Raw genomic sequence first — 14919 nt, 5'->3', positions numbered from 1 at the left:
CAATCGGGTGGTATCCCTCCAGCCGAATCAGGTGATGATCGATGGCCGTGACTGGCAGCGGAATCGGCACGACAACGGTTCGATGCCTCGGAGCACATGACGTCGGTGCGGTTCAGCGGTTACATGCGCGTCTCGACCAGCACGATTCGTACATGCGGTGGTTCGGGCCGCAGCCGAAACAGCTCACTGCCTTTTCCGATCAGTTGTGCGAGTGCAACGATCGGCGATGCGCTCTAGGCGCGTTCATCGGCGAAGAATTGGTGGGTGTCGGAAGCTTTGCCGTGTTGGACGGGGTTTCACCGACCACCGTGGAGTTCGCCCTCGTAGTAGCGCAAGACGAGCGGTTGCACGGAATCGGTACCTTGATCTTGGATCGGCTCGAGGCTCAGGCTTACCGATACGGTGCGCGATGTATGGTGGCCGAGGTGATGGGGGAGAACGCACCCATGCTTCAGGTCATTCGTGAACGAGGCTGGGCACATTCACTCCGTCGTGACGGATCCACACTTCACCTCGAGGTGAAACTACATGTCGCAGAATAGCTCTCGTGTCGTGACGGTGACGATGAATCCGGCGCTCGATATCTCGACCAGTGCGCCCGCGGTGCGTGCCACGGACAAGATGCGCTGCACTGCTCCCCGTCGTGACCCTGGAGGCGGCGGATTGAACGTCGCCCGAGTTCTGCACTCTCTCGGGGAAGACGCGACAGCGGTCTTTCCATCGGGTGGACACTGCGGACGGGCGATAGCGGATCTGCTCAGTGGTGAACAGGTGCGGTTTTCTGCCGAGCCGATTTCCGGTTCTACCCGCGAGAGTTTTACCGTCGACGACATCTCGACGGGTCAGCAGTACCGCTTTGTTCTGCCGGGGCCGACGCTGACGGATGCCGAGGTGGATTCGTGTCTCGCGCGGGTGCGCGAATTCGCAACAGGATCCCGCTTTGTCGTCGTGAGTGGCAGCCTGCCACCAGGAGTCGGTTGCGATTTCTGTCAGCGGCTCGCCGACCTGCTCACCGACGCGGGGGCGCAACTGGTTGTCGACACCTCCGGCGGTGCGCTGCGCGCGTTGCAGCGAGGCGTCTACCTCGTCAAACCGAGTATTCGAGAGCTCCGTGAATGGGTTGACCGGCCTCTCGAGACGAAGGCGGAACAAGCGGCTGCGGCGAGCAGCATCGTCGAACGAGGCGTGTCCGAAGTGGTGGTCGTCTCGCTCGGCGCCGACGGCGCACTAGTGGTCACGGCTGACATCTGCGAATACGTCCCATCGGTGGATATTGCGTCGATCAGTGGGGTCGGCGCCGGTGACAGCATGGTTGCGGGCATCGTGTATTCGCTCGTGCATAACCGTTCGCTGGTGGAAGCGGTGCAGTTCGGTGTTGCGGCGGGGGCTGCAATGCTGCAGACGCCGGGTACTGCGGCATGTAAACCTGCCGACGTCGAGATGTACTACGCGCGGATACAAGAACTGTCTGACCTGGGGGTATTCCCGTCCTGACCCAGGTCATTCCAACTCTGTGAGCCGAAAAACAGGTATGTCCCAGGTAGTTCGGCCGTCGTCTCGCGCAGGTATCTGCGAAAGGCTGTGACTCAGTCCAGTCACTGCTATTTCGAGGAATGCCCACCTATGTCAGAACACGATCTTCGCCGAGCCGGCCGCGTTGCGTGGCATCAGGTGGTTACCGGAGTCGGAACCGTGTCCTACGGTGCTGTTGGGCAGGGTCCTCCGGTGGTGTTCCTTCACGGATGGGGTTTGACTCCACGGTCCTACGATCACGCGCTGCGTCAACTGGCGGCGCATGGCAGGCGGGTGTTCGCGCCGGCGCTTCCCGGCTTCGGCGGTACCGCCGAACTACCACCGGGCGAGCGGAATTTTGTCGGCTACGCGCACTGGCTGGAGCGTTACCTCGATTCGGTCGGTATCGACGAGCCGGTCACCATCGTCGGACATTCATTCGGCGGTGGTGTCGCGATCGCGGCCGCACACGAGTTCTCGAGCCGAGTGTCGCAGCTCGTGCTGGTCAATGCAGTGGGCGGCGGTGCCTGGTCGACAGATGACAACGTTGCACGACCGATACACGAGCGACCGTTGTGGAAATGGGGCGCCGCCGCCGTCGGTGAGGCGTTCGCTGTCCGGTCGGTCCTGGGGATGACAGCGACCATTGCAGACTGCGCCATATCCAACGTTCTCGGCAATCCCGGTGCGTTCTGGCGTGTCGGCCATCTGGCGCGGACCGCTGATTTCACGGCTGAACTCGAGCAACTCGTGCTGCGGAGGGTGCCGATCGCACTGCTCTGGGGCCTCGACGATCGGATCATTCCTGCGGCCAGTTTCCAATCGATGCGATCGGTGTTGACGGATTCGCCCGTGATCACGGTTCCGGGAGCCCACAGTTGGCTGATCGACGATCCAGAACGCTTTGGTGCGGCAATGAAAACAGCGTTCGACAAGTGCCCTCAAGAGGTACTGGCATGACGGCGGTTTCTGGGCGGCACGTTTACCCGGCGCGAGCCTGACCGAGAAGAATTCGGCGCTCGGCTACCGCAATTGCGCGCCGAGTCGTATCGGCCGCATCGGGAGTGACGGAGACAGACGTGATTCCTTGTCTCACCAGGTGTTCCGCCAGTGCAGGATCCGTGGATACCGCTTGGCCGCAGAGTGAGGTAGACATACCGGCGGCGGTGGCACGTTCGATGATCGTGTCGATGGCGTCGAGGACCGCAGGATCCATGGTGTCGAAGAGGTCCTTGCAGATCTCCGAATCCCGGTCTACGCCGAGAACCAATTGCGTGAGGTCATTGGTGCCGATGGATACTCCGTCGATTCCCATTGCCGCGTAACGGGGAATCCAATACGCCACCGAAGGTATCTCGGCCATGACCCATCGCAGCATCCGATGATCTGACCCGAGGGGATGGGCATCCAACTGTGCCAGGCACTGGGACAGTTCCCAGCCGGTCCGAACGTACGGAATCATGAGATGCACGTTGGGGTAGCGCTTTCGGGTTTCGGCGATGACATCGAGATCGAGTGCAAACAATTCGGGTTCCCGGATGTAGCGGAAACATCCGCGGTAGCCGATCATCGGATTGTCTTCGTGTGGTTCGACTTCGCCTCCTTCGAGGTGCGCAAATTCGTTAGTACGTAGGTCAATTGCGCGATAGATAACGGGCCGTGAGCCGAACGCGGCCGCGATGCGCGAGAGAGCCGAAGACATTTCGGTTACGTACTTCTCATGCAGTCCACGCGCAATCATCGTGCGGGGATGTAGGCCTTCGAGGGCGTCCATGATCAGGAACTCCGCCCGAAGTAGACCGACACCGTCGACGTCCGTGGCGGCCACTCTTTCTGCAGCTTCCGGTGTTGCCAGGTTGACGTAGACGGATGTTGCCGTGGTCGGTCCGCGGGTCGACGCCGCCGAAGGTGCGGTTGGGGTCGTCGGTGCGCTCGTAGTGACGGCAGTCGCCGCATCCGCTTCCCTGACCGTTCCCGCGGTGCCGTCGACAGTGATCAGCATTCCGTCGACAAGATCTGTTGTTGCCGTGCGCGTTCCGACGATAACGGGTCGACCGAGCTCGCGGCCGACGATGGCGGCGTGGCACGTGATGCCGCCGCCGTCGGTGACAATTGCGGCGGCACGTCGGAGAACAGGAAGCCAGTCCGGCCGGGTCATCGGTGCCACGAGAATTTCACCGTCAACGAGATTGCGGCCGTCTGCTACTGAACGTAGGACCCGTACCCGGCCGGTGGCTTTTCCCGGTCCGGCGCCCAATCCGTGCGCCAGGATCTGTGCACTCGAACCATCTGATTGCGAGTCAGGCGGTTCTGTTTCTGCGTGCTGTCCGAGCGTAGTGATCGGACGTGTTTGGACAAGCCACAGTTGCTCTCCGCTGTAGGCGAATTCGAGGTCCTGGGGCCGCTGATAGTGCTCTTCCACCGCTGCGGCGAGCACCGCGAGCCGATGGATCTGATCTTCGGTGAGTATCTGTTGTTCACGTTGCAGTAGAGGAATTTCCGACGATTTCTCAGTCCCGCCGGACAATGTGATCGCGAAGGACTGCGAACCGATGTGCACATCGAGTACCGACAAATCCGGTTTCGACACCACATACGTGTCTGGTTCCACCTGTCCGCCCACGACCACTTCACCCAAGCCGGTCGCAGCTTCGATCACGATGCGATCCCTCGCGCCGGTGCGGGGGTCGGCAGTGAACACGACACCAGACTGGTCGGCGTCGACCATGCGTTGCACAACAACGGCCAACGACGGTTCTTCGTGTACTCCTTGGAGACTGCGATACGTCAATGCTCGATCAGACCACAGCGATGCCCAGCACTTTCGGACCGCATCGATGAGATTCTTGTCTCCGGACACGTTTGTGTAGCTCTCGTGAATGCCGGCATACGACGTATCGGCCGCGTCTTCGGCAGGCGCTGACGAACGGACGGCGACGCGTGTGGTCGAAGGCCCTAGTTCACGATAAGCGTCGATAATTTCCGCGCGCATTGCGTCGGGAACGACGGCGGAGCCGACCGCGGCCTCGGTGCTGTCGGCGCGCGGCAGAGGTCCCTTTTTCAACGTTTCTCGAAGGCCGGAAGCATCCATTGCATCGAGATAGCCCGCAGTGTTGATCACGAATGCAGGCGGAACCGGGAACTTCGACCGAATCAACTCGCCGAGGTTGGCGGCTTTGCCACCGATAGTAGGTGCATCGTCGGGTCCGACGGCATCGATCGGTACAACCCACCGGTATGCGGCGACTGGATGCGTGGCGGTTGAACGACTCGTCTTCATGGGCTCTCCCGATCCGAGTGGGGCCGCTTACCGGATCGCGGCCGACAGTGTTCAGCGAACTCTGATGCGTGTCGAGTCGACAGAGGCGGAAGTCACTGCACTCGAGGTCGATTACCGGTACACGCACGGTGCCCATGGCCCTTCCGCCGCGGGATAGGAGTTTGTCACGCTGGATACATCAGTCCTTCGATGTCGGCTGCCTCAACCGGGCAGCTAAAGGAGAATCGGCATGCTTGCACGACACATCATGAGTAGTCCTGCGACGACGATCGATCAGGCGACCGGTACGGACGAATGTCTACTGGTGATTTCACGGTCGGGATTTTCGGTTCTTCCCGTGATCGACGAACAGAAGCACCTTGTCGGGATCGTTTCGGAGGGTGACCTTCTCCGGAGTAGGTTTCAAGACTTGTCGCAGAATGATCAGCCCGCCTCCGGCGGCGACTCGGTCGCGGATGTCATGACCAAGCCTGTGATTGCGATGACTGCAGATGCGGAGATCAACGCCGTCGCCTCGGCGATGCTCCGCTCCGGCTTGCGCGCGGTGCCGATCGTCCATGAGGGGGATGTCATCGGAATCGTGACGCGCCAGGACCTGATCGGGGTCTTGGCGCTGGACCCTGATCGCATTGTCGACGAAGTACGGCATCGACTTGACCTCTACGGTGGGCCGGACCTGTGGGCGGTGGAGTTTGCCGACGGAACACTCACTATCAGTGGTGTTTCCGAGGATGACCCGCAGCGAGGAGTTGTCATTGCACTTGCATCGTCGGTGCCGGGAGTGGATGAGATACGGCTACAGCCCTGAGGGTGGGTGACGACAAGGGAATCGAGTGGTGATGAGCGCAGTGGACGTGCGATCGATGACGCAGACGGATCTGATGTCGTGGCGGATGGAGGAGGATCCGATCCTTCGCTCGACAATCGTCTCAATTGTGCTGTTGGACAAGGTTCCTGACCAAGATCGATTGGTCGATGTCATGTACCGCGCCATCGACGCGGTACCGATGTTCAAGTGTCGAGCCGTTGCGAGTTCGTTTCCCTGGACTCCGCCTCGATGGGTGGACGATCGCGACTTCGACCTCAGCTGGCACCTGCGTCGGATGACACTGCCGGAGCCAGGTACTTGGAAAGAGGTTCTGGAATTCGCGCGCATCGCCGGGATGGCCGCATTCGACAAGGATCGTCCGCTCTGGGAGTTCACAGTGCTCGACGGACTGGCCGACGGCGCCGCGGCACTGGTGGTCAAGGTCCATCACTCTCTGACCGACGGTGTCGGGGGAATGCAACTGACACGTGAAATCACTGACAAGACAAGGGAAGGCATGTCAAGAGACGGCACATCGAGTCTGTCCGCGCCGACCGCGGTAACGCCTATCGATCATCTGACCGGCGCGAATGCTGTGGCGCACTCGGTTGGGACTGCCGCGGGGTCTGCTGTTCGAGCGGGTGCGCGTACATTGCGCCACCCTGTCGATACCGTCCGCGGCGCCGCCCGAATTCTGGGTTCGACATCACGTATGGTGCGACCGGCGACAACCACATTGTCGCCGGTGATGACTGAGCGTAGTGCGCGTCGTAGTTTCGGCGTGCTCGAACTTCCGGTTGCGGCCCTTGCCGCTGCCGCGACAGCTACACAGTGCTCGATCAACGATGCGTTCTTGGCTGCTGTTCTTCTCGGAATGGCTGAGTACCACCGACGCTGCGGTGCTGTACCGCCGGAGCTGATGGTGACCTTGCCGATAAGTTTGCGCACCGATCGAGACCCGTTGGGCGGCAACCGCATTTCGTTGGCAAGATTTGCGCTACCGCTCGATATCTCGGATCCGGATCCGCTGATGCACCGGGTCCACACCACCGTAGAGAGCTGGCGGAATGAACCTGCAATTCCGCTTTCGCCCCACCTGGCCGCGATGCTGAATCTGCTGCCGGTTGCAGTGACGGGCAACATGCTCAAGCACATGGATTTTGTCGCCTCAGACGTGGTCGGTTCCACGACTCCGCTGTATCTTGCGGGCGCGGAGATCACCCGGCAGTGGGCGTTCAGTCCTACTCTCGGTTCAGCATTCAACGTGACGTTGATGTCGTACACCACGCATGTGTGTGTCGGAATCAACGCCGATGCGGGTGCAGTTCCTGATCTGCCGGCGCTGATCGCGGCGGTTTCCGATGGATTCCGTGCAGTGTTGGCCGTAGGTCCGCCGGGAATCGACGTCGCAGTGACGGTGGCATGCTGAATGGTCAGCGTAGGTCCCGTCGTCGGAAAGCGGCTAGACCTGTCGCAATCAGTGCCGCTGCGATGAGCGTCAACCACACGAGAGGTGTTGCTTCGAATGGTGCACCGGGCAGTTTCGGTGCGTGGGTGAACGGTTCGAGATCGAGTACCAACTGGGGGAGTTGCGCGATCGATCCGACCAGGAAGATGAAGAGAAAAGCAACGAAGACGCCCCACGCGACCGGCGTGAATCTCGGGATCACTCCGAACAGGAAGACAGTGACTCCGGTGAGTACCCACACCGCCGGCAGTTGCACAAGTGCAGCACCGAGAATGGACGGCAAGGTGCCTCCCACATCGCCGTTGGCCACTCCGTACGTCACTCCTGCTGCAACTCCGGCAACGAGGAGTGCGATTGCCGGGCCGAGCAGTGCAAACACGATGTGGCTCGATGCCCAGCGGATTCGGCCAATCGAGCCAGCGGTTACGGGTTCGACGCGTTGGGCAGTTTCCTCGGAGTGCAGGCGTAGCGACGCAGACACCGTGTAGGCCGCAGCTGCTATTCCCAGCATGATGAATGCGTAGCCGATGAATGACTTCTCGAGTGAAGGGGATCCGCCCATACGCGTGATGATGTCGCGGATGGCTTGGCTGTCACCGACTTGTCCGCCGACGCCCTGTGCAGCACTGCCGATGAGCAGACCGTACAACCCCAGACCGACAGTCCACGCTGCAAGTGTGCCGCGCTGCATTCGCCACGCCAGCCCCAGAGTTCCCGTGAGGCTCGAGGATGCAACCGCTGGGCCTTCGCGCTCGGCAATCAGTCCTCCGCCGACGTCGCGTCTGCGTAGGAGTGCGTAGGCGCTCCAGGTAAGTGCGGCAGCAGTAACGAGGGTGGGTAGTAGAACCCACCAACGTTCGTCGGCATAGGCGCGGATCTGCAGGGCCCAGCCCAAGGGTGAAAACCATGAGAGCGTCCCCGATCCTGCGTCACCGATGGCACGCAGCGCGAACGCGACGCCAAGCGCCGACATCGCGATTCCGCGGGCGACTCGGGCGCTGGGAGTCAGTTGCGCCGCGACGGCTGCAACACCAGTGAAAACCATACCGGAACCGGCGAGTGCGGCGCCGAATGCGACCGAACCTGCAGTAGGAAGATTGTGAGTGAGAAGTGATGCGGTACAGAGAATTCCGGTGAGGATCGATGCACCGCCGGCGACAATCAGCGCTGCGGTCAGACTCGAGTATCGTCCAACGGAGGTGGAGTCGAGAAGCTCGGTTCTGCCGTTTTCCTCTTCGGCTCGCGTATGACGAATGATCGTGAGGATCACGGCAATTGCGATCAGGGTGGAGTATATTCCAGCCTTCCAGACCCCGACCGATCCCAGACTGGAGTTGAAGATCGGGCCGTACATCGCGATCTCGGCCGGACTTGCCGCTGTTGTTGCCGCGAACGCGGCGAGTTGCTCAGGGGAAGTGTAGATGCCGGAGATGCTGGCCACGTACAGACCAGGCGCAGAGGCGAAGATCAGAATCCACAGGGGGAGTGCAATTCGATCTCGGCGGAGGTACAAGCGCAAGAAGTGAAGGGTTCCTGTGAAATTCGAGTTCGAGACTGGTTCGTGCTCGCTGAACTGTGGGCGCGAGATCGTGGGGGTGCTCATGCCTTCACTTCCTCCGCAGGCTCGGGGGACGACGTCGCGTCGTCGATCCCGTAGTGGCGCAAGAAGAGTTCCTCGAGAGTGGGCGGCGCACTGATGAGACTGCGCACTCCGGTATCGCCCAGCACACGGATGAGCGCGCCCAGATGCTCGCTGTCTACCTGACAATGCAACGTCGACCCGACGAGTTGGATGTCTTCCACACCTTTGATTTGGCTGAGATCGCCAGGGTCCCCGAGAAGTTCGGCGGTAATGGAGGTGCGACTCAGATGCCGCATGGACTCGAGTGTTCCGGATTCAACCGTCCGCCCGGACCTGATGATGGTGACGCGTTCGCAGAGCGCCTCCACCTCGGACAGGATGTGGCTGGACAGTAGGACGGTCACTCCACGGTTACTGGCCTCCGAGACGCACTCGCGAAAGACCTTTTCCATCAAAGGATCCAGGCCGGAAGTCGGTTCGTCGAGAAGGAGCAGTCGAGCGTTTGAAGAGAGCGCCGAGATCAGCGTGACCTTCTGACGATTGCCCTTCGAATACGCGCGACCCTTCTTCCGCGGATCAAGGTCGAAACGCTCGATCAGCTCCTTCTTGCGCGGGCTGTCCAACCCTCCTCGCATTCGCGCCAGGAGATCGATTGTTTCCCCACCCGACAACGACGGCCACAGTGTCACGTCGCCTGGGACATAAGCCATGTCGCGGTGCAGTTCGACGGCATCTCGCCACGGGTTGCGTCCGAAAACGGTAGCCTCGCCGCTGTCCGGATGCAGGCTGCCGAGCAGGACACGGAGGGTGGTCGATTTACCCGCGCCGTTGGGGCCGAGGAATCCGTGTACCTGCCCTTCGTCGACGGTGAGTTCGAGCTCGTCCAACGCCCGAGTTCGTCCGAAAGTCTTCACCAACTCGTGAACTTCGATGATCGTGCTCATTGCTACTCCTAGTTCGTGGAGTCTGTGTTTTCGTTGAGACCGTGGCAAAGCTGTGGTTGCGCCTCGAGCAAATGTATGCGGACTCGAGCGCATACTGACTACGCTAAACGGCCGTTCACCTTTGGTACAGGGTTCCCAGACCAATCGCTGACAGTGCGTTGCCGGTTCACACTCTGCGTGCGATCGATTCCGCCTGGGCGCCCAGTTTTGCCAACCTGAGGTCGGCAAACGGAGTGAGGGCACCGCCCATTCGGTTGGTCACGAATGCCACAGACAAGCCTGTCTCCGGGTCGGCAAATGCCCCTGATCCGCCGAGTCCGTAGTGCCCGAAGGCCTGCAGCGACGAATTGCGGCTGGCAACAAAGGCCGAGTGATAGCCGAGTCGCCAGTTCATGCGGATTCCGAGCACATAGTCGCGCGCCGTGGTCTGTACCTCGCCCATCTGTTCCAGGGTTTCTTCACTTAGAAATCTGTTGCCTCCCACCATTCCCTGGTTGGCAAGTGCTGCGTACATTCGGGCAAGGGCGCGAGCACTGAAAACGCCGTTCCATCCGGGCATGACGTAATCGTGGATCGAGGGATTGCGGACCAACTGGTCGAACCCCGCCGGCATACCGGCATCCGCGATATTCCTGAGCGCTGGCAACCGGGTCAACGCGAAGGAAGCGGTGTCCCACGGAACCTTGAACTGATTGATGCGGGGGAACAGCTTTGCGATGCGATGGCGTTCGTCCTCGGGTACCTGGAACCAGAATTCCGGAATTCCGAGAGGTTCCGCGATCTCTGTGCGGACCAGGTCCGTAAACGATGAACCAGTTGCGCGAGTTGTCAGTTCGGCGACCAGCGAACCGAATGTGACTGCGTGATAACCGGGTGTGGTGAGACGGCGACGGTCCGGTGCGGCCAATGCGAGGGCGCCGACGATGCTGTCGTGATCGAGCAGCGCCAATCGGCCCGGAACCAGGCCGCGTACACGATGCAACCCGGCCTGGTGGGTCATCAGTTGCCGCACCGTCACAGTTTCCTTGCCTGCACTTGCGAACTCCGGCCAATACTCGGCGACCGGTGTGTCGTAATCGATCAGCCCACGTTCCACGACACGGTGCAAAACCGTACTGGCAACACCCTTTCCAGTGGAGAAGGACACAGACACGGTGTCGGGTAGCCAGCGGGTATCCCGAGTCGACCACCCTGCCCAGATATCGACGACGGGCTCCCCGCCGAGATAGACCGCCAATGCTCCACCGCCGCTGGAAGGGCGTTCGAAGAGGCGAAAGAATTGCCCCGCCAGCTGGCCGAACCGCGGGTCGACCAGCATGACGCGTGGCGTGGAAACAGTGGGAATCACGGCTGAAATGTCGCGACGGACCGTCGGTGCAAGGTCGGTCGGAAGCAACTCCTCGAACTCGGGGAGGTTCGTCATAATGTGCACTTCTCATTCAACCGGGGGTCGCTGATTACCACCCTGTTACTTCTCTGAAACGCTCCGGAAACCGGCAGGATTCCACGGTTGGGGCTAGTGGGGCAGATGGAGCAGAAGTGCCCTAAGACAAGGACTTGCGGCAGGACGGATGACACTTTTTTGCTCGTGGAAGTCGAGCAGAAAGACCCTGTGGATGCGTCGGGGAACAGCGCATCCTGAGGGAAGGCGCGTGAGACGCCCCTTCGAGGGAGTGCGCACGGCCGCATGGAGAACTTGGAGGCCCGTTGTGATGTACGACCATTATTCCGGTAGTTGGGGTTGGGGTTACGTACTGATGTTCGTTGGTATGGCCCTGTTCTGGGGCCTGTTGATCTTGGGTATTTTTCTGCTGATTCGCTATGCCGGACACGGACCCGCGGAGTCTGGGAGTAGGTCGTCCGGAAGCAGTCCGTCGGCAAGTTTTCCGCCGCCGCATCACAGCGCAGAGCAACTTCTTGCCGAGCGTTACGCGCGTGGGGAGATCGACGAGGCCGAGTACAGGAGCCGCCTGACTGTTTTACGAACAGAGCCGTCCCCCTGAGTAATTCGCAGTGAATCTCGAAGGAGGTGATGGCAATGGATGCGATGCAGATGTTCCACATGTTCATGATGTTTCTCCACGGCATGGGCATACTGCCGCCCATGCAGATGATGCCGATGAAGTAACTCCGGAGTGAGGAATCCCAGAGCGAGGAATCGAGTGAAATGGTCAAACACTGGCTGGTGACGGACTCGGAATGCCACGACACACGAGAGCCGTATCGAACGAGGGTGGCCGGGGCAGGTCGGCATCTTCCCGTCACACGACTCACGACCGAGGATTTGATGGCAACAACACGCCACGAAACTCATGTCGACCTCGAACGACTGACTGGAATCCACGAGCGTCGGGTCAGTGTGGGCGACGAGGATTCCTACACACTTGCGATTGCAGCCGCGCAGGATGCATTGCGACGGTCGGGTTGTGCCGCCGAGTCGATAAACGTGGTGATCAGCTGCAGCATCACCAAGTTTCGTGGCGGCCTCACTCAGTGGCTCGAGCCGACAATGAGTAGTGGCGTTGCGCAGGCTCTCGGGGCCGACAAGGCTATGACTTTCGATTTATCGAATGCTTGCGCTGGGATGCTCACCGGTGTGATGGTGGCCAACAACTGGATTCGCCAGGGCTTGATCGAGCGGGCGCTGGTCGTGAGCGGTGAGTACATTTCGCAGCTCGGTCAGAATGCAGCGAAGCATATTCACAACATCATGAGCAAAGAGTTAGCTTCCCTGACCTTGGGCGATGCGGGCGCGGCGCTTGTCCTCGAACGTGCGCCCGCCGGTGCGGCGGGGATCCGGCTCGCCGGATTTACGACTGTCGCCGATTACAGCCGGTTGTGCCTGGCTTACCCGAAGGGCAATGCGCCGGGTGCTCGCATGTTCACCAATTCGCGAGCCATTCAGAAGGCCGCTATCGCCGACACTCCGTTGCTGCTGCACGAAGTACTCGACACACTCGGGCTGTCGATCCACGACATAGACCATGTGATCACCCATCAAACTTCGGCGCGGGCAATCAAGAAGGGTATGGCGCAGATGGAGGCGTCGTTCGGTGACAGTCCGCGGCACGACGCGGTCATCACTGTCGATCGATACGGGAACACGGCATCGACAACCCACACCGTGGCGTTGGTCGAAGAACTCGAGGCTGGGCGGATCAAGCCCGGCGAGACTGTCGCGTTGATCTCCTTGGCCTCCGGGTTGGAGATCGGGGTAGTGCTGGTGGAAATCGACGAAGGACTGGTGGCGCGCTATGGGAACGATCATTGAGCAGCTGTACGTCACTCGGGCTGGATGGCTGAGTCGGCACAGCGCACTTCACCTTGCGGTAGCGGCGGCGAAGTCTTGCCTCGAACAGGCCGATTGCCGCCCGGACGAACTGGATCTGCTCCTGAACGCCGGTCTGTATCGTGACCGCAACCTCGGTGAGCCGGCCCTCGCGGCGATGATCCAGGACGACATCGGGGCGCATCCGGAGGATCCGCACACCGGCGAGCACGGCACCTTCTCCTTCGATATTGCGAACGGCACCTGTGGTGTCCTGACCGCACTGCAGATTGTCGACGGATTCCTTCGCTCTCACGTGATCGAACGTGCCCTCGTCGTCGCCAGTGATGCTGACCCGGGACATCGGCTCAGTGAGCGGTTTCCGTTTTCAGCAGTCGGGGGAGCTGCGTTGTGTCGTTGGACCGACGATGAGTACGGGCTCGGCCCGGTGCAGTGGCTGAACAATTTCGACGGTGGTGATTCTTTCCGGGCAACGGTCAGCCAATCCGAAAACCGAAATATACTGCGTTTCAACGAGTCTGATTCGCTCGACGACGACTACGCCGCAGCAGGCTACGAAGTAGTCGCTGCCTGTCTGCAGCAGGCGGAACTCGATCTGGCGGCGGTCGATTCCATCGTGGCCGCTCCCGCCTGCCCAGGTTTTCGTTCGGCATTGGCAACAAAGCTGGGGATACCCAGTTCAGGCGTCACCGTTGCCGAAGACGAGCACATACATACCGCTGCACTGATCGCAGGTTTGGAGAGGGACGAACCCCGACGGTCTGCGGGTACACGGATAATTCTTGTAACAGTGGGAGCCGGCGTGACAGCCGGTGCCGCTCTATACAACGTCCCGCCAAACCACGAAGCGCACACGGCGACAGGACTTGACGGTGCCGGGTCGGAATAAGTCCACGACAGGGGTTGCGTGAGACGTGGTGTCACACTAAGTTTGGGCGTAATCGAGTTCGTTGATCACGATCGACGGACAGGCCCCGGCGAGATACGGGACCCATACAGCAGTGGCGGCCCTCGCCGTCGCCTGAGATGAAGAATCTCTCTTATTTGTTGCAGCTCAGTGCGTTTCGTTGTTTCAAATGCGGAAGGATCAGAAGTCCCGAGGGTCTATGTGCTCGACTGTCAGTGAGAGTAAGCGTTCGTGGACGCTGCTCATGGAGGTCCGGCAGGAACTCCCGTCCTGTTGGAAGGTCGGACACGTCACGCCCGCATTGGCGCGCGGACAGGACCTCTGCGGCGGCAGGCCGCTGTAACCGTTGGGCAAGTCTGGGTGGTCCGGACCCGTCCCGGCGAGAATCGATCGTCTCACGGGCATAGCGCAGCATGTCAGTCAGTCGTTCGGGTGACCTCGGTATGATCTAGTCATGCCTATGATCGAGAACCATGAACCAGCCTCGAGTTCTCGACGCCAGCATCCTTCGAAGGGTGAGCTTCAAAAAAGAGCAATCTTAGACGCGTTTCGCGATCTCCTCGCAAAAGGGAACTTCCTCGAACTCTCTGTGGCAGATATTGCTACTGCAGCCGGTATCAACCGTTCAAACTTCTACTTTTATTTCGAATCGAAGTATGAGGTGCTCGGTGATTTGGTGGCGGAAGTTTGGGACATATGGATCGAGCGGACGGGCGGAGTTCCCCGACGCGCTCACGAATCGATCGAGGACTACCACGACCGACTGACAAATGCCTCCTATTCCACGTGGGTTGACCACGATGCAGTTATGATCGCCGGAATGCAGGCCGTGAGTATCGATGTCGATATTCGTCGCCGGTGGTCGGCGTTGCTGGAATCGTTCGTCCGCGAATACGCGCATCAGATCGAAATGGACGCGTTGGCGGGTGTGGCGCAGCCCTGTAGCTCTGATTACGTGGGATTGGCGACTGTCCTGAATGACATGAGCATAAACGCCTATTATCAAGATCGCTTGGTGAAGCCTGAGCCGAGTGAAACCCGGCGAATGCTGGAGAATCTGCGTTCAGTGGCGTTCAGTTCCGCATGGGGGATAGATCCACGACGTCGAAATGACGATTGTGGTGCATAG

The 14919-nt window shown here is 60.3% G+C and carries 13 protein-coding genes; 9 read left to right on the top strand and 4 right to left on the bottom strand.

The window, feature by feature from the left end:
• Nucleotides 1-41 precede the first annotated feature (41 nt).
• The 3 genes from BDB13_RS23005 (at nt 42) to BDB13_RS22995 (ending at nt 2472) form a co-directional block, all read left to right on the top strand.
• Nucleotides 42-542 carry a GNAT family N-acetyltransferase gene (locus BDB13_RS23005; RefSeq protein WP_094273849.1) on the top strand — a complete coding sequence of 167 codons (501 nt, stop codon included), beginning with the start codon at nt 42-44 and terminating at the stop codon, nt 540-542.
• Nucleotides 529-1494: a 1-phosphofructokinase family hexose kinase gene (locus BDB13_RS23000; RefSeq protein ID WP_094273848.1), complete on the top strand. Its 966-nt coding sequence runs from the start codon at nt 529-531 to the stop codon at nt 1492-1494. The genes BDB13_RS23005 and BDB13_RS23000 overlap by 14 nt, the downstream gene beginning before the upstream one ends.
• A gap of 129 nt (nt 1495-1623) precedes the next feature.
• Nucleotides 1624-2472: an alpha/beta fold hydrolase gene (locus BDB13_RS22995; protein WP_254922929.1), complete on the top strand. Its 849-nt coding sequence runs from the start codon at nt 1624-1626 to the stop codon at nt 2470-2472.
• A 22-nt stretch (nt 2473-2494) separates the two neighbouring features.
• Here BDB13_RS22995 and ppsA read toward each other — a convergent pair whose 3' ends face one another.
• Nucleotides 2495-4792, bottom strand: a complete 2298-nt coding sequence (ppsA, locus tag BDB13_RS22990; RefSeq protein ID WP_094273847.1) for a phosphoenolpyruvate synthase — start codon at nt 4790-4792, stop codon at nt 2495-2497.
• 229 nt (nt 4793-5021) lie between these two features.
• Here ppsA and BDB13_RS22985 point away from each other — a divergent pair, with 229 nt between their 5' ends.
• Together BDB13_RS22985 and BDB13_RS22980 are read left to right on the top strand one after the other, a co-directional pair.
• Nucleotides 5022-5600: a CBS domain-containing protein gene (locus BDB13_RS22985; RefSeq protein ID WP_094273846.1), complete on the top strand. Its 579-nt coding sequence runs from the start codon at nt 5022-5024 to the stop codon at nt 5598-5600.
• Nucleotides 5601-5631: 31 nt separating this feature from the next.
• The gene (locus BDB13_RS22980) at nt 5632-7029 is read left to right on the top strand and encodes a wax ester/triacylglycerol synthase domain-containing protein (protein ID WP_094275130.1); all 1398 of its coding nucleotides are present in this window, start codon (nt 5632-5634) and stop codon (nt 7027-7029) included.
• Nucleotides 7030-7033: 4 nt separating this feature from the next.
• On the opposite strand, the gene BDB13_RS22975 is transcribed toward BDB13_RS22980, so the two are convergent.
• The 3 genes from BDB13_RS22975 to BDB13_RS22965 form a co-directional block, all read right to left on the bottom strand.
• On the bottom strand, nt 7034-8671 hold the full coding sequence (locus BDB13_RS22975; RefSeq protein WP_094273845.1) for an ABC transporter permease: 1638 nt from the start codon (nt 8669-8671) through the stop codon (nt 7034-7036).
• On the bottom strand, nt 8668-9594 hold the full coding sequence (locus BDB13_RS22970; RefSeq protein WP_094273844.1) for an ABC transporter ATP-binding protein: 927 nt from the start codon (nt 9592-9594) through the stop codon (nt 8668-8670). Before BDB13_RS22970 ends, BDB13_RS22975 begins: the two co-directional genes overlap by 4 nt.
• 166 nt (nt 9595-9760) lie before the next feature.
• Nucleotides 9761-11017 carry a serine hydrolase domain-containing protein gene (locus BDB13_RS22965; protein ID WP_094273843.1) on the bottom strand — a complete coding sequence of 419 codons (1257 nt, stop codon included), beginning with the start codon at nt 11015-11017 and terminating at the stop codon, nt 9761-9763.
• A 289-nt stretch (nt 11018-11306) separates the two neighbouring features.
• Between BDB13_RS22965 and BDB13_RS22960 the strand changes: the two genes are divergently transcribed.
• The 4 genes from BDB13_RS22960 (at nt 11307) to BDB13_RS22945 (ending at nt 14919) form a co-directional block, all read left to right on the top strand.
• Nucleotides 11307-11597, top strand: a complete 291-nt coding sequence (locus BDB13_RS22960) for an SHOCT domain-containing protein (protein WP_094273842.1) — start codon at nt 11307-11309, stop codon at nt 11595-11597.
• 164 nt (nt 11598-11761) lie between these two features.
• A complete protein-coding gene (locus BDB13_RS22955; RefSeq protein WP_094273841.1) occupies nt 11762-12865 on the top strand; it encodes a 3-oxoacyl-ACP synthase III family protein in 1104 nt (367 codons plus the stop codon).
• Nucleotides 12849-13772 carry a 3-oxoacyl-ACP synthase gene (locus tag BDB13_RS22950; protein WP_094273840.1) on the top strand — a complete coding sequence of 308 codons (924 nt, stop codon included), beginning with the start codon at nt 12849-12851 and terminating at the stop codon, nt 13770-13772. Before BDB13_RS22955 ends, BDB13_RS22950 begins: the two co-directional genes overlap by 17 nt.
• 472 nt (nt 13773-14244) lie before the next feature.
• Complete coding sequence (locus tag BDB13_RS22945) at nt 14245-14919, top strand: TetR/AcrR family transcriptional regulator (RefSeq protein WP_094273839.1); 675 nt, start codon at nt 14245-14247, stop codon at nt 14917-14919.

It is taken from the genome of Rhodococcus sp. OK302 (assembly GCF_002245895.1).
GTDB lineage: Bacteria > Actinomycetota > Actinomycetes > Mycobacteriales > Mycobacteriaceae > Rhodococcus_F.
This window is presented reverse-complemented; position numbering and strand designations above follow the sequence as displayed.